The sequence below is a fragment of the Streptomyces sp. NBC_01775 genome, assembly GCF_035917675.1.
Classification (GTDB): Bacteria; Actinomycetota; Actinomycetes; order Streptomycetales; family Streptomycetaceae; genus Streptomyces.
The window spans coordinates 6,677,510-6,696,261 of the sequence record NZ_CP109104.1; the positions used below are offsets into that span (position 1 = coordinate 6,677,510).

Annotated in this window: 17 protein-coding genes; 8 read left to right on the plus strand and 9 right to left on the minus strand. The window is 73.0% G+C overall.

Annotated features, from left to right (window positions below):
* Nucleotides 1-116: 116 nt before the first annotated feature.
* Complete coding sequence (locus tag OHB04_RS29755; RefSeq protein WP_326808661.1) at nucleotides 117-1,124, plus strand: small ribosomal subunit Rsm22 family protein; 1,008 nt, start codon at nucleotides 117-119, stop codon at nucleotides 1,122-1,124.
* Nucleotides 1,125-1,199: 75 nt separating this feature from the next.
* Here the strand turns inward: OHB04_RS29755 and ddaH are convergent, their stop codons facing one another.
* Both ddaH and OHB04_RS29765 read right to left on the minus strand, forming a co-directional pair.
* On the minus strand, nucleotides 1,200-2,006 hold the full coding sequence (gene ddaH / locus OHB04_RS29760) for a dimethylargininase (protein ID WP_405803304.1): 807 nt from the start codon (nucleotides 2,004-2,006) through the stop codon (nucleotides 1,200-1,202).
* A gap of 100 nt (nucleotides 2,007-2,106) precedes the next feature.
* Complete coding sequence (locus tag OHB04_RS29765) at nucleotides 2,107-2,280, minus strand: DUF6243 family protein (protein ID WP_326808662.1); 174 nt, start codon at nucleotides 2,278-2,280, stop codon at nucleotides 2,107-2,109.
* 145 nt (nucleotides 2,281-2,425) lie between these two features.
* Here OHB04_RS29765 and OHB04_RS29770 point away from each other — a divergent pair, with 145 nt between their 5' ends.
* Nucleotides 2,426-3,043 carry a TetR/AcrR family transcriptional regulator gene (locus OHB04_RS29770; RefSeq protein WP_326808663.1) on the plus strand — a complete coding sequence of 206 codons (618 nt, stop codon included), beginning with the start codon at nucleotides 2,426-2,428 and terminating at the stop codon, nucleotides 3,041-3,043.
* 69 nt (nucleotides 3,044-3,112) lie between these two features.
* Here the strand turns inward: OHB04_RS29770 and OHB04_RS29775 are convergent, their stop codons facing one another.
* Entirely contained in the window at nucleotides 3,113-3,931 is an 819-nt protein-coding gene (locus OHB04_RS29775) for a glycerophosphodiester phosphodiesterase (RefSeq protein WP_326808664.1), read from the minus strand.
* A gap of 217 nt (nucleotides 3,932-4,148) precedes the next feature.
* Between OHB04_RS29775 and OHB04_RS29780 the strand changes: the two genes are divergently transcribed.
* Nucleotides 4,149-4,955: a bifunctional DNA primase/polymerase gene (locus tag OHB04_RS29780; RefSeq protein WP_326690713.1), complete on the plus strand. Its 807-nt coding sequence runs from the start codon at nucleotides 4,149-4,151 to the stop codon at nucleotides 4,953-4,955.
* Between the two features lie 300 nt (nucleotides 4,956-5,255).
* On the opposite strand, the gene OHB04_RS29785 is transcribed toward OHB04_RS29780, so the two are convergent.
* Nucleotides 5,256-6,251 carry a hypothetical protein gene (locus OHB04_RS29785; protein ID WP_326808665.1) on the minus strand — a complete coding sequence of 332 codons (996 nt, stop codon included), beginning with the start codon at nucleotides 6,249-6,251 and terminating at the stop codon, nucleotides 5,256-5,258.
* Nucleotides 6,252-6,398: 147 nt separating this feature from the next.
* Here OHB04_RS29785 and OHB04_RS29790 point away from each other — a divergent pair, with 147 nt between their 5' ends.
* Entirely contained in the window at nucleotides 6,399-7,124 is a 726-nt protein-coding gene (locus OHB04_RS29790) for a CDP-alcohol phosphatidyltransferase family protein (protein ID WP_326690715.1), read from the plus strand.
* On the opposite strand, the gene OHB04_RS29795 is transcribed toward OHB04_RS29790, so the two are convergent.
* A complete protein-coding gene (locus tag OHB04_RS29795; RefSeq protein ID WP_326690716.1) occupies nucleotides 7,093-7,563 on the minus strand; it encodes an adenylyltransferase/cytidyltransferase family protein in 471 nt (156 codons plus the stop codon). The genes OHB04_RS29790 and OHB04_RS29795 overlap by 32 nt on opposite strands.
* A gap of 157 nt (nucleotides 7,564-7,720) precedes the next feature.
* Here OHB04_RS29795 and OHB04_RS29800 point away from each other — a divergent pair, with 157 nt between their 5' ends.
* The 3 genes from OHB04_RS29800 (at nucleotide 7,721) to OHB04_RS29810 (ending at nucleotide 12,482) form a co-directional block, all read left to right on the plus strand.
* The gene (locus OHB04_RS29800) at nucleotides 7,721-9,034 is read left to right on the plus strand and encodes a glycosyltransferase family 4 protein (protein ID WP_326808666.1); all 1,314 of its coding nucleotides are present in this window, start codon (nucleotides 7,721-7,723) and stop codon (nucleotides 9,032-9,034) included.
* Entirely contained in the window at nucleotides 9,031-10,806 is a 1,776-nt protein-coding gene (locus tag OHB04_RS29805) for a lipopolysaccharide biosynthesis protein (RefSeq protein ID WP_326808667.1), read from the plus strand. Before OHB04_RS29800 ends, OHB04_RS29805 begins: the two co-directional genes overlap by 4 nt.
* 131 nt (nucleotides 10,807-10,937) lie before the next feature.
* Entirely contained in the window at nucleotides 10,938-12,482 is a 1,545-nt protein-coding gene (locus OHB04_RS29810) for an O-antigen polymerase (RefSeq protein WP_326690719.1), read from the plus strand.
* On the opposite strand, the gene OHB04_RS29815 is transcribed toward OHB04_RS29810, so the two are convergent.
* Nucleotides 12,442-13,821 (minus strand): hypothetical protein, encoded by a 1,380-nt coding sequence (locus OHB04_RS29815; RefSeq protein ID WP_326808668.1) that lies wholly within the window; start codon nucleotides 13,819-13,821, stop codon nucleotides 12,442-12,444. The genes OHB04_RS29810 and OHB04_RS29815 overlap by 41 nt on opposite strands.
* Before the next feature lie 123 nt (nucleotides 13,822-13,944).
* On the opposite strand from OHB04_RS29815, the gene OHB04_RS29820 reads away from it, so the two are divergent.
* Nucleotides 13,945-15,183 carry a glycosyltransferase gene (locus OHB04_RS29820; RefSeq protein ID WP_326690721.1) on the plus strand — a complete coding sequence of 413 codons (1,239 nt, stop codon included), beginning with the start codon at nucleotides 13,945-13,947 and terminating at the stop codon, nucleotides 15,181-15,183.
* On the opposite strand, the gene OHB04_RS29825 is transcribed toward OHB04_RS29820, so the two are convergent.
* The 3 genes from OHB04_RS29825 to OHB04_RS29835 form a co-directional block, all read right to left on the minus strand.
* On the minus strand, nucleotides 15,086-15,988 hold the full coding sequence (locus OHB04_RS29825) for a glycosyltransferase family 2 protein (RefSeq protein WP_326690722.1): 903 nt from the start codon (nucleotides 15,986-15,988) through the stop codon (nucleotides 15,086-15,088). The two genes, OHB04_RS29820 and OHB04_RS29825, sit on opposite strands and share 98 nt — an antisense overlap.
* Before the next feature lie 71 nt (nucleotides 15,989-16,059).
* Entirely contained in the window at nucleotides 16,060-16,590 is a 531-nt protein-coding gene (locus OHB04_RS29830; protein WP_326808669.1) for a hypothetical protein, read from the minus strand.
* Between the two features lie 14 nt (nucleotides 16,591-16,604).
* The gene (locus OHB04_RS29835) at nucleotides 16,605-18,638 is read right to left on the minus strand and encodes a CBM96 family carbohydrate-binding protein (RefSeq protein ID WP_326809553.1); all 2,034 of its coding nucleotides are present in this window, start codon (nucleotides 18,636-18,638) and stop codon (nucleotides 16,605-16,607) included.
* Nucleotides 18,639-18,752: the final 114 nt, after the last annotated feature.

The window sequence follows — 18,752 nt, forward strand, 5'->3', positions numbered from 1 at the left end:
GTCAGCTGTTCCCCCGTCGTCGCAGGTCATGGCCGTACGGCGGCGGGATGGCACGGACGGGGGACGAGGTGGGGAACGGGGCGGCGCGTGTGGGTGGGGAGGCTTTCTAAACTGTCATGGTGATCGAGCAAGAACTGCGCGGCGCCCTCGCCGCACTCGTCGAGGGCCTGCCCGCACGGCAGGCGGCAGCCGCCGTCGAGCGGCTGATCGCCAGCTACCGGGGCCGCACCCCCACCGAGGCCCCCGTGCTGCGGCACCGCGCCGACGTCGCGGCGTACGCCGCCTACCGCATGCCCGCCACCTTCGCCGCCGCGTCCGCCGCGCTGCGCGAGCTGGCCGACCGGATCCCCGACTGGACGCCGGGCAGTCACCTGGACGTCGGCGGCGGCACCGGCGCTGCCACCTGGGCGGCGGCCGAGGTGTGGCAGGCGCCGCGCACCACGCTCGTGCTCGACTGGGCCGAGCCCGCGCTCGACCTCGGGCGCGAGCTGGCAGCCCGCGCGCCGGCCGGACCGCTGCCCGAGGCGGAGTGGCGCCGCGGCTCGCTGCGCGGCGGCGCGGCCGAGCTGGCCCCCGCCGACCTGGTGACCGTCTCGTACGTGCTGGGCGAGCTGGCCGAGGACGACCGGCGCGCGGCTGTGGACGCCGCGGTGCGCGCGGCGCGGCACGCGGTCGTCCTCGTCGAGCCGGGGACGCCGGACGGATACGCGCGCGTCATCGAGGCCCGTAGCGCCCTGATCGCCGCCGGGCTGCGGGTCCTCGCGCCGTGCCCCCACGACGCGGCCTGCCCGATAGTTCCGGGCGAGGACTGGTGCCACTTCTCCGTCCGGGTCAGCCGCTCCTCGCTGCACCGCCGCGTCAAGGGCGGCGAACTGCCCTACGAGGACGAGAAGTTCAGCTACGTAGCGGCGGTTCGCGACCCCGAGGGCACCCCGGCGCCCGCCCGGATCATCCGCAAACCCCAGCTCCGCAAGGGCCAGGTCCTCCTGGAACTGTGCGAGGAGAAGGGCTCCCTCACCCGCCGCACCGTCACCAAACGCGAGGGCCCCCTCTACCGCGAGGCCCGCAAGACCGCCTGGGGCGACCCCTGGCCCATGGAATCCGGGGATGCCGAAGCAGAGTGAGAGTCCCGCAGGACCCGCCGCCCCACACGAGCGGGCCGCGGGTCCGGCGGACCGTCCGCGGCCCTCGGCCGACTGTCAGGCGCGCAGTTCAGCCGTCACGCACTTGACGCTGCCGCCGCCCTTGAGGAGTTCGGTCAGGTCGGTGGGGATCGGGTCGTAGCCGCGGGCGCGCAGGGGGGCGAGGAGCCCGGCGGCGGCCTGCGGGAGCAGGACGTGGTGGCCGTCGCTGACGGCGTTGAGGCCCAGCGCCGCCGCGTCCGGCTCTTCCGCCAGCAGCGCCCCGGGGAACAGCCGGGCGAGGACGGCCTGGCTGCCGGGGGAGAAGGCGGGCGGGTGGTACATGACGTCCTCCCGCTCGGGGTCGAGGACGCACAGCGCCGTATCCAGGTGGTAGTAGCGCGGGTCGACCAGGTCGAGGCCGATGACGGGACGGCCGAAGAACTCCTGGGCCTCCCCGTGCGAGAGCGGGCTGCTGCGGAAGCCGCGCCCCGCCAGCAGCCACTTCGCGGTGACGGCGAAGTCGCCCTCGCCTTCGTTGATGTGCGCGGGCTCGGTGACCTCGCCGAACCCGTGTGCGCGGTACCACGCGCGGTGCGCCGCCGCCTCGTCGGCGCGCTCGGGATGCGCGAACCGGGCGCCCAGGACCCGGCCCTGGACGACGGTGGCGCCGTTGGCGGCGTAGACCATGTCGGGCAGCCCCTGGACGGGGTCGAGGAGCTCGACGGTGTGCCCGAGTGCGCGGTAGCGGTCGCGCAGGTCCTCCCACTGCGCGAGCGCGAGCGGCAGATCCACCGGCTTGCCGGGATCCATCCACGGGTTGATGGAGTAGGTGACGCGGAAGTGAGCCGGGGGGCACATCAGATAGCGACGGGCTGCGTACAACGAAGGCTCCTCACGGGGTCGGTGCGCCTGGTGCGCCCATGGTCCTCCGTGAGGAGCCTTTTCGGGTGGATTGCGGTGACCTCCCCGATGGGAGGGCCGCTCACTCCCGGGACTCCCGCAGTTTGCGCAGGAGTTCGCGCTTCTGGGCGGCCGGATCGGCGGTGCCGCCGGGGCCGTAGCCGTTGTCCTGCTTGCCGCCGCGCAGTGCCTTGTGCGACTTCCGCGAGCGCGTGCCGCCCACGCCCAGCGTGTTTCCGTCGCGTCCCTTGCCCATGAGGGGCTCCTCTCCTCGTGCTCCCGGTCGCTGTGCGACGCGTATCGAGACGATTCGTCTCGCTCGTCGTACGGCCAGCATGCGCGAGGTCTCCCGTCCTGTCAAGACGATTCGTCTCGTCTCTCTCTCCTGTTAAGTTCGTGTCATGTCTTCCGCGTCCCAGGCCAAGCCCCCCAACGCCGCGCGCCGCAGCGCGCGCTCCCTCAAGGCGATCCTCGACGCCAGCATGGAGCTGGTCGGCGAGGTCGGGTACAACCGGCTGACCATCGAGGCCATCGCCGCCCGCGCCGGGGTGGGCAAGCAGACGATCTACCGCTGGTGGCCCTCCAAGGCCGCCGTGCTGCTCGACGCACTCACCGCGGTGGTCGACGACGACGCGTACGCCGCGGGCATCCCCGACACCGGAGACCTTGAGGCCGACCTGAAAGCGGTCCTGCGCGCCACCGTCGACGAGTTCACCGACGCCACCTTCGAGGCGCCCTACCGTGCGCTGGCCGTCGCCTCGGCCGCCGACGCCGAGCTGTCCGCGCAGTTCGTCGAGCGGCTCCAGGAGCCAGGGCTGGCGGTCTACGACGCACGGCTGCGGGCGGCCCGGCGGGCGGGCCAGGTCGACCCCGACCTCGATCTGGACCTGGCCGTCGAGATGCTGCTCGGCCCCTTCCAGCAGCGCTGGCTCACCCGTTCGGGCCCGCTGACCTACGAATTCACCGACCGGCTGGTCGAGATGTGCCTGCGCGCCTTCGTACCGCGAAGCACGCCCTGACCCCGGCGGCGCCTTTCGGCCTGCTCGCACCCCTCCCGGCCTGCTCGCACCGCTCACCCCCCCCGCCGCTCACCCGTGCCGGTGGCTCGCCAGCCTGCCGGGTACGTCCGTGACGATGCCGTCGAAGCCCAGTCGCAGCACCCGGTCGCGGGCCGCGCGGGTGTTGACCGTGTGTGACCACACGTACCGGATGCTCGACCGAACGGCCTTGCGGGCGTGCCGGGCCGGGGTGCGGTGATCGACGCTCAGCATGGTGACGTACCGCTTCCAGCGCTCCGGATGGTCGCCTTTCATCTGACGGGCCGAGCGCCACACCGCCGTCAGCAGCCCGAGCCGGTGCGCTCTGGCGGCCACGCGCAGCTTGTTGGTCTCCAAGAACACCGAACGGGTCAGCTTCCGCTTGCGCAGCATCCGGTGCAACCGCGTCAGCCCCGCCGGATCCTTCAGCTCCAGCAACAGCACGGTGCGCCCGCCGAAGCGCTTCAGGATCTTCTTGACGGTCGGCGGACGCTCGGCCCGCCAGTGGCCCGGCAGCCCGCGCGGGGGCCGCAGCCGCACCCGGTTCCAGCCCGCGCGATCCAGCGCCGCGACCCGTCCGCGCCGGTTGGTGGTGCGGTTGAGGGTCGCGTCGTGCATGGCCACGAGCGTGCCGTCCCGCAGCCTCCGAATGTCCACGTCCAATACCGACGTCCGGCGCCGGGCATAGGTGGCGGCCAGCCCCTCCATGCTGTTCTCGGGGACTTCGAGGGCGCCGCCGCGGTGTGCCGTGTAGATGATCCGGGGGAGCCGGTCGAGCAGCGAGCCGTTCGTGAAGACGGCGTGCGCGGGGGGCGCGGGGAGGGCGAGGGCCAGAGCGATCAGCGGGACGAGAATCGTCTTTGTGACCATGGCCACCAAGCTAGATGGCCATATGAGGATTTGCCGGGCAGAACGTCCGTACGAGTGGCACGGTGGAGTGACCCGAAGGACCCCGCGTACCGGATCACGCGGGAAGGAGCGCAGGATAGAGCAGAGACATCCGTGATCCGTGGATTCCGGCCTCAGCGCGCCTCATAGCTGCGTACCCTCGGTATTCACGGTTCCCTGTCGCGGAGTGAGGCGGTAGATGGAAAGCGAGAGCAGGATCGCCCAGTGGTTGCGCCGGAAGGCCGCGCGGCCTTCCACAGCCAAGGGCAAAGGGGCGCGCCGATGGGGCGCGCGCGGCGACCGGCCCGCCGCGCTCGCCGAGGCCGCGCGCGACCGCGAGTCCCTCCTGCTCACCGCGGCCGAGGCCGGGTTCCCGCTGGCCCCCGCGGCCCACCCGTCCGGATACGGCTGCTCCTGCGTCCGCATCGGCTGTCCCACCCCCGGCCGGCACCCCGTCTCCTTCGCCTGGCAGACCCAGGCCACCACCGACCGCGCCCAGATCGAGCGCTGGCTGCACACCGAGCCGCAGGCGAACTTCATCACCGCCACCGGCCGCTCCCACGACGTGCTCGACGTCCCCACCGAGGCCGGATACGCCGCGCTGGCCCGCCTCGAAGAGCTGGAGAAGACCGCCGAGCCCGGCGAGCCGGCCCTCGGCCCGGTCGCGCTCGTGGGGGACGACCGGATGCTGTTCTTCACCGCGACGCGCGGCACCCCGGACGACGAGGACGAGTGGTGGCCCTGCGAGCTGGACTGCCACCCCGAGACGATGGACGAGCACCCCGGGCTGCGCTGGCACTGCCGGGGCAGCTACGTGCTGCTGCCGCCCGCCCGGCTGCCCGACTACCCCGACGACGAAACCGGGGTGCGCTGGCTGCGTCCCCCCGAGCCCGGCGCGGTGCTGCCCGAGCCGCTGGTGCTCCTGGAGACGCTGACCGACGCCTGCGCGGAGTACGCCATCAGCGTCGAGGGCATGGAAGAGGTCGCGCCCTGGCCCGTGCGGTAGCGCTGCGCTGGCTTGGGCGCTCTATGTGCTGAGGCCCGCACTTGGCTGTCCCCCTTGCTGCGTTCCGGCATGCTGCCGGGCCCGCTTGAGCTGTGCCTGGTACCGCCGGTCCTCGTGCGGGGGTGCGCCTCCTCCCCCAGCCGTCGGCCGGGAGGTGCCCCCAGCGGCGGGAAAGAGATCCACTGTCGTGGCGGGAAGCCTGAACTGCGCTTGGCACCGCCGGGCTCCTTGTGGGGGTGCGCCTGTGTCGCGGCGGGGAAGACATCCGCCGTCGCGGCGGGAAAGAGGCGGGTGCCGACCTTAGCTGCCTCGGGCCGCCGTCAGGCCCTCGATGCGGCTCAGGAAGGTGATCTTGCCGTTGGACTTCTTCGGCGGGACCGTCACGGCCTGTTCGGAGACGCGCATGAAAGTCACCGACTGCTTCGGCGTGCCCGACATCAGCGCCTTGACCAGCGGGTCCTTGATCTTCGGGTGGTAGCCGCGCGGCAGCGTCTGCTTGTGGTGGTGGCGCGAGGTGAAGAAGGTCAGCGCCCCGCCGTCCTTCGTCCGCAGCCCGAACGGCGCGAACTGCGGGGCCTCGGCCGTCTGCTCGGCGAACTCGTTGCGCACGTCCGTGCGCTTGGTCAGCTTTACGCGGCGCTCCCGCAGCTGGTTGGTGTGCGTCCCGGAGGCGAAGTCGTCGCCCGCGCCCTCCTGGAGGTAGCGCGCGTAGGTCTTGCTCAGCTTGTCCGGTGACAGCGTCAGCCCGGAGGCGCCGCCGGTCGGTACGGCCTTCACATGGCCGTCCTTGTCCCGTGCGAACTCCGGCACCGCACCGGGGTCCACCACCGCGAGGTAGGACGCCTTCCACGGGCCGTTCGCGCGGTCGCGCTGGAAGACGAACAGCCAGCGGCCGTTCCCCTTGCGGTTGCTCCTGGAGTCGGTGACGAAGAACTTGGGCCAGCCCGCCTGCTTCGGGATCAGATAGCGGGTGTCGGTCAGCTCCAGCCGCTGGTAGTCCGGGTTGCCCTTGGGCCGCACTTCCTTGCGCGACTTGAGGCCCGCCTGGTCGATGGCGCCGAGGGCGCCGGTCTCGATCGAGGCGTTCAGCTTCGTGTCGTACGCCGTGTTGGCCCGGTTGTTCTTGACCGTGAAGGTCTTCAGGATCTTCGCCGCCTCGCTCTTGCTGACGGCCGGGACGACCGCGGCCTCGCCGTGCACGGTGACACAGCCGGTGAGCGAGGCGAGCAGCGCCCCGGTAGTCACCAGCGCGGCCAGCGGTATGCGCGGGGCCTTGCGGGCCCTCAACCCCTTCACCTGGAAACACCCTCCCCGTCAGTCGGCGAACGCACCCTACCCTGCGCGGTCTGGCGCGCCGCGCGGTGCCTGGCACAGTATGCGCGGCGGGTGGGACGAAGTCGGGCCCACGGGTACGAAGCGGCTGAGCGGCGATGGAGAAACCTCATGGGGCAGCGGAACGGATTCGGGACAGCACTGCGGGACTTACGTGCCGCGCAGAAGACGGCGAAGGGCGTCTCGCTCTACTCGCGCTACATCAACCGGCCCCTGGGCAGGGTGTTCGCGGCGGCGGCCCACCGCGCCGGGCTCGGCCCCAACCAGGTCACGCTCCTGAGTGCGGCGTTCAGCTTCGCGGGGGTCGCGGCCCTCGCGCTGGTGCGGCCCTCCTGGACGCTCGGGCTGTGCGTCTACGCCGCGCTCGTCGTCGGCTTCGCGCTCGACTCGGCCGACGGGCAGCTCGCGCGGCTGCGCGGCGGCGGCAGCCCGGCGGGGGAGTGGCTGGACCACGTCGTGGACTGCGCCAAGATCGTGGCCCTGCACTCCGCTGTGCTGATCTCCTTCCACCGCTTCGCCGCGCTCCCGGGCGAGGGCTGGCTGCTGCTGCCGCTCGGCTTCCAGCTCGTCGCGGTGCTGATCTTCTTCGGCGGGCTGCTCACCGACAAACTTCGCCCCCGGCCCGCCGTCCCGCCGCCCGGCACCGGCGCCGCGGGCCCCTCCGGGCTGCGGGCCCTCGCGCTGCTGCCCGTCGACTACGGCGTCTTCTGTGCCGTCTTCTTGCTGCTGGGCGGCCCGGAGCTGTTCCGGGCCGCCTATGCCGCGCTGTTCGTCTGCTACGCGCTCTTCGCCGTCGCGTTCGGCGTCAAATGGTTCCGGGAGCTGTCCCGCGGCTGACGGGCTCGGGCGCCGCGAGCGTGTCCAGCACGCGGCGCAGCTGAGTGCTGGAGGTATGCACGGTGTACGGGAAGTAGACGACTTCCACGCCCACCGTACGGAAGTCGGCCTCCAGCCGCTCGCCCTTGGGCGTACCCCGCCAGTCGTCGCCCTTGAAGAGGACGTCGAACCGGACCTGCTGCCATGTCTCCAGCTTGTCGGGCACCGTCTCCACGAACGCGCCGTCCACGAAGCGGATGCTGCGCACGATCTGTAGCCGCTCCACCAGCGGAATCACCGGCGGGCGGCCCTTGGCGCGCTCGGCCATCTCGTCCGAGACCACGCCCGCCACCAGGTAGTCGCAGCGCGCGCGGGCGTGCCGCAGCAGGTTCAGATGGCCGACGTGGAACAGGTCGTAGGCGCCGGGCGCGTAGCCGACGGTATGGGTCGTACGGGTCATACAGGTCCCCCCAGGGCATGAGCCGTGACTGTGCGAGGCGGCCCTCCCCAGGCCGCCGCGTCGCTGAATGCAATCACAACGAGGCGAAAACAGGGACATGTTGGGGAAATGATGTACGACAGGCGTTAGGCTGCCCGAGGGGAATCAAGGGGGACGTATGGGGGGATCCATGGGGAATCGCAGCGGCGTGCCCGCACGCCGTCTGGTGCTCGTGTCGACCAACTACGCTCCGGAGCGCGCCGGAATCGGCCCGTACGCCGCCCAGCTGGCCGAACACTGGGCGGCCAGGGACGACCTGGACGTCCATGTGCTGGCCGGTATGCCGCACTACCCCGCCTGGCGCACCGACCCGGCCTACCGGGGCAGCTGGCGGGTCACCGAGGACCGCGCCGGCGTGCGCGTACACCGCCGCCGGCACACCGTCCCCGCCCGGCAGAGCGCACTGCGCCGGGCGCTGTACGAGGCGTCCATCCTGGGCCACGGCCTGCTCGCGCCGCCGCGCACCGGCGGAGCGCCCGACATCGTCGTCGCCCAACTGCCCAGCCTCGCGGGCGGGGTGCTGGCCGCGCGCATGGCCCGCGCCGCGAGGGCGCCGTTCATCCCCGTCGTCCAGGACCTCATGGGCGCGGCGGCTGCGCAAAGCGGCATCCGGGGCGGCGACCGGGCAGCGGCCCTCGCCGCCTCGGTAGAGCGCCGGGTGCTCGCCTCCGCCACCCTGGTCGGCGTCATCCACGAGAGCTTCGTCGAGCGCGTCACCGCGCTGGGCGTGCCCCGCTCCCGCGTGCGCACCGTCCCCAACTGGTCCCACATAGCCGGGCCCACACGCCCGCGCGCCGAGACCCGCGCCCGCCTCGGCTGGGCCGAGGACGAGACCGTCGTGCTGCACTCCGGCAACATGGGCCTCAAGCAGGGCCTGGAGGTGCTGGTCGAGACGGCACGCCTCGAAACCACGCTGCGCGTCGTCCTCATGGGCGACGGCAACCAGCGCAGGCAGCTCGCGGCGCTGGCCGCCTCGCTGCCCAACGCCACACTGATGCCCCCCGCGCCCGAGGCCGAGTTCCCCGACGTGCTGGCAGCCGCCGACGTGCTGGCCGTCACCCAGCGCGCCTCCGTGCTCGACATGAGCGTCCCCTCCAAGCTCACCTCCTACTTCGCCGCGGGCCGCCCCGTGATCGCCTCGGTCGCCGAAGGCGGCGGCACGGCGGAGGAGTTACGCCGCGCCGGCGCCGCGCTGCTCGTCCCGCCCGAGGACCCGCGCGCGCTGGCCGACGGCGTCCGCGCCCTGGCCGCCGACCCCGCACACGCCACCGCGCTCGGCGAGACGGGACGCGCCTACGCCACCGAACGCCTCGGCAGCGCCGCCGGACTCGCCCGGCTCACCGCGCTGCTGGACGAGGCGCTGGACGAGGCGCCGACGCGGCCCACCGCCGCCCGCCGGAATGCCTCCGGCCCCCGGGGAGCCCGCGTATGAGCGTGAGCGCCGGAGCACCCCCGGACGCGGCCCGACCCGTCCACGCGCCCGTCCACGACGAACCCGACCTGCTGCGCGACCAGTTCCGCCAGCTGCTGCACTACCGCTGGCTGATCCTCATCGGTGTGCTCCTGGGCGTCCTGGGCGGCGGCTGGCTCGGCGTCGGCGGAGGCGACGCCTACACCGCGACCACCGAGACCACCGTGCGGCCCCTGTCGACCGACACCGCGGGCCCGGACGCGCCGCGCGGTGAGATCAGCATGGGATCCGAGCGGCGCACCGCGCTCAGCAGCGTCGTCGCCGAACGCGCGGCCGACGACCTGAAGACCAGCACGGGCACGTCCCCCAGCCTCCGGCCGGGAGGTGCCCCCACGCTCGCCGCCGGTCTCCAGGTGACCAACCCGCCCGAGACCCAGATGCTGCGCTTCGCCTACACCGCGGCGAACCCGAAGACGGCGGCACGCAACGCCAACGCCTTCGCCGAGGCGTACCTCGACAACCGCCAGGACGACGCAGCCGCCAGCATCGACCGCACGGTCCGCGCCTACGAGAAGCAGCGCAAACCCCTGGTCAAGGAGCGCGACCGGCTCGCCGACGAGATCGCCGGAGCCGGCGAACGAGGCGCTCTGGACGGCACCGTCTCCGCGCACGCCTCGGCCGTCACCAGCATCGCCGAGCTCAGCAGCAGCATCAGCACCCTGCGCGCCCAGGACACCACCCCCGGCCGGGTCGTCACCAAGGCCACCCCGCCCGCCGCGCCCGCCGGGCCCGGCCTCGCGCTGATGCTCGGTCTCGGCGCCGCCGTCGGTATCGGCCTCGGGCTGCTCGCCGCCTGGGTACGCCTCGTCTTCGACCCGGTGGTGCGCACCCCCGGCGACGTCGTACGCGCCCTCCACGCGCCCGTGCTGGGCACGCTGCCGCGCCCGCGCCGCTTCGAGCGATTCTCGCGCAAGGGGCGCGCTGGCGGGGGCCGTGACGGGGGCCGTGGCCGGGGACAGGGCCGGGGGCGCGGCGGCCGTGGCTCGCTGCTCGTGGACGGGCGGCTGGCCGAGGAGTACCGCTCGGTCGCCTTCCGGCTCGCCTACGACGAGACGTTCGCGCGCCGCCGCCGGATCCTCGTCGTCTCGCCGCGCGGCAGCATCGCCTCGGCGCTCGCCACCTCCGTCAACCTCTCCGCCTCCTTCGCCGAGATGGGCAAGGACGTGCTCCTCGTCGAGGCCGACCTGCGCACGCCCTCGCTCACCGAGCGGCTCCAGCAGGCCGACGGCGTCCAGCCGGGCTGGGCCCGCGCGCCCGGCCACGGCACCATCGGCTGGCCCGCCGGGCTGCGCGTGCCGATCGACGCCGGGGAGTCCGGCGTCTTCGACCTCGTGCCCGGACACCGCGTCAGCAAGGTGCCGCGCGCGCTCACCTCTTCCGCCGCCACCCAGCTCATCGCGCACGCCGACCAGGGCGACTCGGTCCTCGTCGTCCTGGCCCCCGCGGTGTTGTCGTACGCCGACGCCATCGCGCTGATCGACCGGGTCGACTGTGTGCTGATCGTGTGCGATCCGCGGGAGGTTCGGCGGGATGAGCTGGTGCGGGCACGGGAGTTGGTGGTCGGCGCCGGGGGTGTGGTGCTGGGCGCCCTTTTGCACTCCCACGGGGGCGGGAGCGAGCCCAAGGGTGGGCCCTCGCCGTTGGAGCCGCCGTCGTCGCCCTCGCGGGCTCGGCCCTCGCGGGGCGCGGAGCCCGTTCACGAGACGGTCGGTCTCCGTGTGATGGACCGGTGACCGATGGGCTTGCCCCTGCCCCTCCCCTTCCCGAAACTCCTCAATCGCCGAAGAGGCTCGTCCTCGAACTCCCCCAGCCTTCGGCCGGGAGGTGCCCCCAGACGGGCTGAATTCAGCCCGCGGGGGCAACAATGACGGCTACCGACACATGGCTGGCCAGGACAGCGCCGCGTGCGGTGTTGTCGCGGGCGCTGACCGTGCCGTTGGTCATCGGCCTGGTGGCCGTGCTGCCCGGGGCGGTCGCCACCGCGCCGGGCCCGGGGCCGCACGACACCGCCTACTGGCTCCAGCTGGCCACGTGCGCCTACGCCGGCACCCGCCTGGCGGCGATGGTGCTGACGGCGCGTCGCCGTCTGATCCAGAGCGCGTTCTGGCTGTTCGTCTACATCGCCATGGGCGTCGCCCCGCTCGCCCAGACCGTGCTGGACGCCACCCCCACCCCCGTGGTGGGCCCCCGCGCCGACACCGTGCTGGCGACGGCGCTGGTGCTGGCGGGGATCGTCGCGTTCGACGTGGGTGCCCTGCTGGCGCGCCACCGGCCGCCGCTGCGCAGCAGGCTGCACGAGCGGCACCGCACGCCCGCGACCGTGCACAGGCCGCGCCTGTACGTCCTCGTGGCCGTGGCGCTCGTGGGCAGCGGGCTGCTGGTCGTGCAGCTGGGCGGGCCCGCCGTCTTCTTCAGCAACCGGCAGGAGATCAGCGAGAGCGTCGAGGGCGCGACGGCGGGCGCGGGCGCCGAGGCCGCCTCCGAGGCGGGCTCCGCGTTCCTGCGCGGGTTCGGCACCGTGCCCGCGCTGCTGGCGCTGCTGTTCCTCACGCGCTGGCTGGTCACCTCGCGCGCCGCGCGCCGCAGTCCGCTGGTGTGGCTGCTGTGGCTGGCGATGTTCGGGCTGAACGCCATCGTCAACAACCCGGTGTCCAACCCGCGTTACTGGTTCCTGACCGTGTTGTTCTCGCTGCTGTTCACGGCCTTTCCGCGCAGCCCGGTGATGTACCGGGCCTCGCTCGCGCTGGGGGTGGCGATCGCGCTGGTGGTCTTTCCGTTCGCGGACAAGTTCCGCTACGAGGAGGGCGCCGACCGGCCCGAGCCCAGCGGCTCGCTGCTGGAGCCGCTGACGATGAAGGACTACGACCAGACGGGCATGCTGGCCAACACCATCACCTTCGTCGGCTCGGGCGAGGGCCACAGCTACGGGAGGCAGCTCACCGGGACCGTGGGGTTCTTCGTGCCGAGGTCGGTGTGGACGGGCAAGCCGCACGATCCGGGGACGCGGGTGGGGGAGTGGATGGGCATGCCCTATCCCAACCTGTCCTCCCCGCTGTGGGCCGAACTGTGGCTGGATTTCGGCCCGTTGGGCATGGCGCTGGGCTTCGCCGGGGTGGGCTACGCCGCCTCCCGCGTGGACCGCCGCTACGCGCGGCGCACGGAGGAGGAAGCTCCCCGAGACGCCGCGCAGGACGCGAGGGGTTCCGGGGGTTCCGGGGGCTCAGGGGGCCTCGGCGGGTCGGAGGGGCCCGGCAGCGTGCTGGCCGTCGTGGTGCCGCTCGTGGCCGGGTACAGCTTCATCCTGTTGCGCGGCTCCCTGCTCCAGGGGATGGGCAGGGTGGGCATCGCGGTGGTGTGCGTGCTGCTCGTCACGACGTTTCGCGGGGGCCGGGACGCGCAGCCGCGCTGACCCCGCCGCCCCCTTCGCTCCCGCCGATCCCTTCGCCCCCTTCGCTCCCGTCGGCCGCTTCGCCGTCCTGCTCCCGTTCGCCGTCCTGTTCTCGCGGCGTACGCAGCACCCGCGCGGCCCGCAGCCAGCTCGCCGTGCACTTGGCGGCCGAGCCCAGGCACAGGCCCCACGCGGCGCCCAGGACCCCGCCGAGCGCGTAGCCGCCCAGCATGCAGCCCACCGACAGCAGCGAGAAGACCAGCTGGATCGGCAAGGTGGTGCGGGGCCGCAGCACCCGCAGTGTCAGCAGCCCGCAGGTGCCCAGCGCCATCGCCGCGTACTGGCTGCCGGTGGCGGGCAGCAGGTGCGAGGCCGGGCCCCAGGTCTCGCCCAGCAGGGCCCGGCCGTAGCGGTCCGGCAGCAGCACCAGCACCGTCGTCCACCCGGCGGCGACCCCGGCGAGCACGCCGCCCGCCGTGAACGCGGCCCGCGCGGCCCGGCGTTGGTCCCGGAGACGGTTCAAGAGCGGGGGGCCGAAGCCGGTCGCGGCGTTGAACAGCACGTTCATGGGGCCGTAGAGCGTGGTGGCGCCGCGCAGCGCGCCCACGGCGAGCGGGTTGGCGATCAGCCCGAGGCCGACGACGGCGAGCTGGGTACCCGCGTTGCCGACCCCGAACTCCACGGCGAACCTGCGCCCCAGATGCCCCCGCCGCAGATAGCGGCTCGCGCCTGGCCCTGCCGCGTCTCCGGTGTCGCCCGCCTCCCTGGTGCGACTGCGCAGCAGCCACAGGGCCAGCGCCAGCGCGGGCAGCGCCGACAGGCCCCACACGGCGATCAGCCGCGCCGCGCCCGCGCCGTGCGGCTGCGCCGCGAGCGCCGGGATGACGGCCGCCATCCGCAACAGGTCGGCGGCGAGCGCGTGGTGGGGCAGCCGGAGGGTCGAGAAGGCGTAGCGGGTGGTGTCCTGGGTGAGCACGACCGGCAGGACCAGACCGAGGGCCGCCAGGCCCGTCGTGGTCTCCCCGCCCACCGCCCACAGCACGGTCGCCGCCGGCAGTCCCACGGCGGTGGCGGCCGTCGCGGTGAAGGCCACCGCCGAGCGGCACGCCCGCGCCACGGTGGCGCGGGCGCCGTTCTCCAGCACGAGGGCCTGGCCGACGTAGGCGACCGTCAGGCCGAGCAGGACCGTGAAGACTGTGTAGACGAGGGAGAAGGTGGCGAAGGCCGCCGCGGTGGACTGCCGGGCGGCGACGATGAGTACGGCGATGTTGGTGGCCGCCGCGATGCCTTGGTCGGCGATGGCGCTGAGTACGGCCGCCTTGCGCCCCTGCCCTCCCCGGGGCTTCCGCGGGCCGCTCACGTGCGCGGACCTCTCCGCGTCATCGTCCCCCGGGACGGAGAAGCAACGGGGTCGAATTTCGTGATATCAGCTACTGTTTCCCCCACGCGCCCGGGCAGGGCGCACTTGTGAGGGGGGCTCACTATGAGGGCGCTGCACATCGTCACGCTGCATACGCCGACGCACGACTTCGGGGGGCCCACCAGGGTCGCCCTCAATCTGTGCGGGGGGTTACGCGCTGCCGGGGAGCAGGCCGCGCTGGTCGCGTTGGGGGACGGGTTCCCCGAAGGGCCGCTGCCGCGCGAGGTGGACGGCGTTCCGGCGCGGCTCTTCCAGGCGCGGCACGTGCTGCCGCGCTTCGAGGTGAGCGGCATCACCTCCCCGGCGATGCTGGCGGGCGCCCCCGCGCTGCTGCGCTCGGCGGACGTCGTCCATGTGCATCTGATGCGGGACCTGGTCACGCTCCCGATGGCGTTGCTGGCCGCGCGGCTGGGCCGTCCGCTGGTGCTCCAGACGCACGGCATGATCGACCCGACCCGGAACCGGGTCGCGCGCGCCGTGGATGTGCTGGGGCTGCGGTGGGTGCTGAAGCGGGCCGACGCGGTGCTGCATCTGACCGACACCGAGCGGGAGTTGACCCGCGCGGTGGTGGCGCCGGAGCCGATGGCACCGGCGTACCGCCTCGTCAACGGCGTCGAGCCGCAGCCCGCGCGGCAGCCGGCGCCGCCCGGACGGCCGCCGACCGTGCTGTACTGCGCGCGGGTCCAGGAGGGCAAGCGCCCACAGGACTTCGTCGGGGCGATGCCGACGGTGCTGGAGAAGCATCCGCACGCCCGCTTCGTCATGGCGGGCCCGGACACCGGCGCGCTGGCCGACGACATGCTGGCGCTGGCCCGTTCGCTGGGCGTGGGGCACGCGCTGGAGTACGTCGGGGCGCTGGACCACGCGGGGGTGCTGGAGCGGCTGCGCTCCAGTGACGTGTACGTACTGCCCTCCGTCAAGGACGCCTTCTCCGTCTCGGTGCTGGAATCGCTGTCGGTCGGTCTGCCCGTGGTGGTCACCCGCACCAGCGGCCTTGCCCCCGACATCGCGGCCTCCGGCGCCGGCCGGCTGGTGGACAGCGCGCCGGACGATCCGGCGAACGGGGTACGGGTGGGCCGGGCCGTACTGGAGCTGCTGGAACCGGCCGCCTCGGCCGCCGCCTCCGAGGCGGCCTGGCGGCTGGCCCAGGACAGCTTCACCCTCGACGCGGTCGTGGACACGCTGCGCGGGGTGTACGAGCGGGTCAGCGGCCCTCGCCCCCCTCGGGCGACAGCGCGGGTGCGGGCGCGGGCTCTTGCGGGACACCGCCTGACGAGGGGGAGCGCAGCTCGCGCGTCTTGAGGCCGATCTGCCAGCGGTAGAAGCTCATCGCCAGCGCGTAGTCCAGCCCGGCGCGGCCGTCCAGGAAGCCCCGCTTGTAGACGTAGGCGTAGCCGAAGGACACCAGCGGCTTCAGCGGGGCACGGTGGAAGAGGCGGCCCTGCCGGGTCTTGGCCTGCCGGATCTGCTCCCGTACGGCGGGGTGGTGCTCCAGCCACGCCTCCCAGTCCGAGTAGCGGTTGTGCCGCTCGAACCAGGTGCGCACCGGGTCCAGGTCCTGGTGCTCGATGGGCGCCTCCAGCCGCACCACCGGGTCGGCCAGCGGCTGGTAGTGGCCCTCCTGCTCGCCCATGCCGGGGGCCGCCAGGTCGTCGGGCTCGGGGAAGCGGCAGCGCGTACGGTCCAGCAGGGCGCGCTTGACGATGGTGTAGCCGTGCCGCAGCCTGCGCCCCGCGAACCAGTATCCGAGCGGGATGTCGAAGGCGGCGGGGCGCACCTTCCGCCCGGGTGCCGGGGTGAAGATCCGGCGTATCTCCACGAGGAGTTCGGGGCTGGGCGTCTCGTCCCCGTCGAGGAAGAGCAGCCAGTCGGTGTCCGGGTACACATGATCCAGGCACCACTGCTTCTTCTTCGGGTAGGCGCCGTCCCAGGTGTACGGCACCACTTCGGCGCCCTCCGCCTTGGCGAGCGCGCGGGTGTCGTCCGTGCTGTCCGAGTCGACCACGACCACGTGCGCGAAGTGGTCGATGACGGACCGGACGGTCGTCACGATGTTCTCGGCCTCGTTCTTGGTCGGGATCGCGACGACCACCGGCAGTTTTTCCACGCTGGGCCTCTCCGTCCTTGTGGGTGTTCGTGCGGGTGTCCTGACAGGTGTCCTCGGGCGCTCTGTGCCTGTCAGTCCTTGCCCGCGGCCTTGAGCAGCGGGGCGAACTTCGGGCACAGGTGCTTCACGGCGGGCACCGCGTTGTCGATCTCGCCCGTCCTCAGCGCGCTGATGGCGTTCTTCTTGCTGGCCTTGGCCGTCGTGCGGATCCGGGCGCACGCGGTCTCGCCCGCCTCCAGGACCGCCGCGGGATCCATACCTTGGGAGACCCGCTTGACCAGGTAGTCCTTCTCCTTCCCGGTGAAGGAGCCGGTGGCCGGGGTCAGCCGGGCACGGGGCAGCTTGGGCGTGCCCTTGTCCCCGGCCGCCCGGTCGCTGTTCTTCTTGCCCTCCTTGCTCTCCTTGCCGTCCTTGCTGTCCTCGTCGCCCTTGCCGTCGCCCTTGCCGTCGTCGCCGGGGGAGGCCGACGTGGCGGCGCTGGGCGGGGCGCTGTGGCCGCCCTTGGTGCCCTTGCCCGCCTTGTCGTCCCCGCCGCCTCCGCCGCCGCATCCGGAGGTGAGCACCACGGCGGCCGTCAGGACGACGGCCGCCACGGCGCTCACGGGGCCGCGCGTGCTCACGGCTTCCCGAAGGTCAGGATGAGCCGGGGACCGGTGCCCCCGTTCTCCCGCGCCCACAGCCACAGGCTGTCGGTGCCGGGGCTCGTCAGCGCGACGTCGAGCGTGCTGCCCACCGAGCCGCCCACGCCGCTGGTGCTCAGCGGGATGTCATAGCCGGTGTTGCCGTCCGAGGCGCCGGAGAGCGAGCCGAGCGTGCCGGAGCCGAGCGCGGGCCGGTTGGCGAAGGTGACCGCCGATTCCGACCAGTCGCCGGTGACCGGTACGACGTTGACGGTGTCGGCCGTCGCCGCGTTCGGGTCGCTGCTGGTGGTGACGGTGAGCTTGGCGGCCTTGAGGACCATCCCGCTGGGTGCGGACGGCACGCTGAAGCGCAGGTAGCTCAGATACGCCGAGGAGCCGCGCACCGCCAGCTGCTGGTGGGTGCCGTAGTTGCTGCCGGTCGCCGCGCCGTTGACGTACGCGTCGGCGCTCGCCGCGCGCTCCACGGTCGTCTCCGTCGGGGTGCCGGGCCGCGTCACCGACACGGCCTCGGAGCGGGCGCTGGTGTTGGCGTCGTCCGCGTCACTGGCCGTGACCCGGTACGAGTACGTCGTGCCGGCGCGCACGTCGGTGTCCGTGAAGCTGACCGTCGGCCTGCTCCAGAAGACGGAGTTCGCCGTGGTGGTGTACACCGGCTCGGAGGAGCCGTTGCGGTAGACGCGGTAGGTGAGCTTGCTGTCGTCCAGGTCGGTGCTGGCCGGCCAGCTCACCCGCACCGAGTTGGTGAGGTTGGACGCCGTCACCGACTCGGGCACGGTCGGCGCCCGGGTGTCGGGCCCGGTGGTGAAGCGCATCAGGCCCTGCTGGGCCTTGTTGCCACTGCTCTGGATACGGGAGAACGCACCGCCCACCCACATGTAGTCGGCGCCGCCGCGCGAGGAGACGGCCATGACGCGGGGCCCGACCTGCTCGACGCCCGAGGGGCCGTCGTCCGTGTCCGGGAACCACGCCAGCAGTGGCGTCGGGTTGCTCACCGACTCCGCCAGCAGGTGCTGGCGTTCGTTCAGCTCGCCGAACTGGCCCATGCTGCGGCAGTTGTGCGCGTGCGAGCTGCTGTAGAGCACGCTCTTGTAGACGGTCAGATCCTGGGTGGCGCCCAGACAGGTGTCCCGCCAGCGCTGCCCGAAGTCGCTGAGGTTCAGCGCCAGCCGTCCGTCGAAGACGCCGCCGCCCGTGCCTTCGTGGGCGGTGTAGATGCCGGTCTCGTCGACGTAGATGCCCTTGATCACCGAGCCACGGGGCACGAAGTACCGCGGGTAGCTGCGCTTGATCGCGCCGGAGGACGCGTCGACCACGGCCAGCGCGTGCGAGTCGGCGCCCCGTACGCGGTCGAAGTCGCCGCCGAGCACGACGTTCTGCCCGTCCGGCGTCACCTCCACGGCCCGGCCCGTCAGGTCCGCGTCCGCCTCCCACGGCTTGAGGTCCCCGCCGGTGGTGACCGCCGCGAACTTGCCGCGGTCCTGCCCCTCGACGGAGGTGAAGTCCCCGCCCATGTAGACGGTGTCGCCCGTGACGGCGAGCGCGTGCACGGTCGAGGACACCGACAGGCTGAAGCCCGGCTTGACCGTGCAGGACTCGATGTCGATCGCGGCGACCCTGCTGACGCTGGTGCCGTTGACGGCGGCGAAGTTGCCGCCCGCGTACAGGGTGTCGCCGTCCGGGGAGACGGCCAGCGCCCGCACCGAGGCCGAGCCGCTGCCCACCGTGAAGTTGAGACGGCAGTCGGTCGGCTCGCCCGTCGCCGCGTTGAACGCGGCGAAGTTGACGGCCTGGCGCTCGTCGTCCCCCGGCGCCGAGCCGGGCGGGCGGATCGCGGAGAACGTGCCGCCCGCGAAGACGACGCCCTCGGACTGGGCCATGGCCCATACGACGCCGTTCGTCTGCCATGTCGACAGGTCGTCCGCCGTCATCGCCACGGGCGGCGTGAGCGCCTCGGCCTTGTGGGCTCCGCGCTCGGTGAGGGCTGGGCCGCCCCAGGTGGCGGCGGCCATGGCCAGCACCGCCGCGAGCCCTGCGACCTTGCGCAGGGTGCTTTTTCTTTTCACTTTCTCCCCCAATTTGTGGTGTAGTGCGATCTCCTCAAGCGCCGGAGGGGCTGAATTTCA

Bases quoted from the DNA above. Each gene is read 5' to 3' on its own strand.
- OHB04_RS29755 (WP_326808661.1), top strand. From the start codon at position 117: ATGGTGATCGAGCAAGAACTGCGCGGCGCCCTCGCCGCACTCGTCGAG.
- OHB04_RS29765 (WP_326808662.1), bottom strand. From the start codon at position 2,280: ATGGGCAAGGGACGCGACGGAAACACGCTGGGCGTGGGCGGCACGCGC.
- OHB04_RS29770 (WP_326808663.1), top strand. From the start codon at position 2,426: ATGTCTTCCGCGTCCCAGGCCAAGCCCCCCAACGCCGCGCGCCGCAGC.
- OHB04_RS29775 (WP_326808664.1), bottom strand. From the start codon at position 3,931: ATGGTCACAAAGACGATTCTCGTCCCGCTGATCGCTCTGGCCCTCGCC.
- OHB04_RS29780 (WP_326690713.1), top strand. From the start codon at position 4,149: ATGGAAAGCGAGAGCAGGATCGCCCAGTGGTTGCGCCGGAAGGCCGCG.
- OHB04_RS29790 (WP_326690715.1), top strand. From the start codon at position 6,399: ATGGGGCAGCGGAACGGATTCGGGACAGCACTGCGGGACTTACGTGCC.
- OHB04_RS29795 (WP_326690716.1), bottom strand. From the start codon at position 7,563: ATGACCCGTACGACCCATACCGTCGGCTACGCGCCCGGCGCCTACGAC.
- OHB04_RS29800 (WP_326808666.1), top strand. From the start codon at position 7,721: ATGGGGGGATCCATGGGGAATCGCAGCGGCGTGCCCGCACGCCGTCTG.
- OHB04_RS29805 (WP_326808667.1), top strand. From the start codon at position 9,031: ATGAGCGTGAGCGCCGGAGCACCCCCGGACGCGGCCCGACCCGTCCAC.
- OHB04_RS29810 (WP_326690719.1), top strand. From the start codon at position 10,938: ATGACGGCTACCGACACATGGCTGGCCAGGACAGCGCCGCGTGCGGTG.
- OHB04_RS29820 (WP_326690721.1), top strand. From the start codon at position 13,945: ATGAGGGCGCTGCACATCGTCACGCTGCATACGCCGACGCACGACTTC.
- OHB04_RS29835 (WP_326809553.1), bottom strand. From the start codon at position 18,638: ATGGCCGCCGCCACCTGGGGCGGCCCAGCCCTCACCGAGCGCGGAGCC.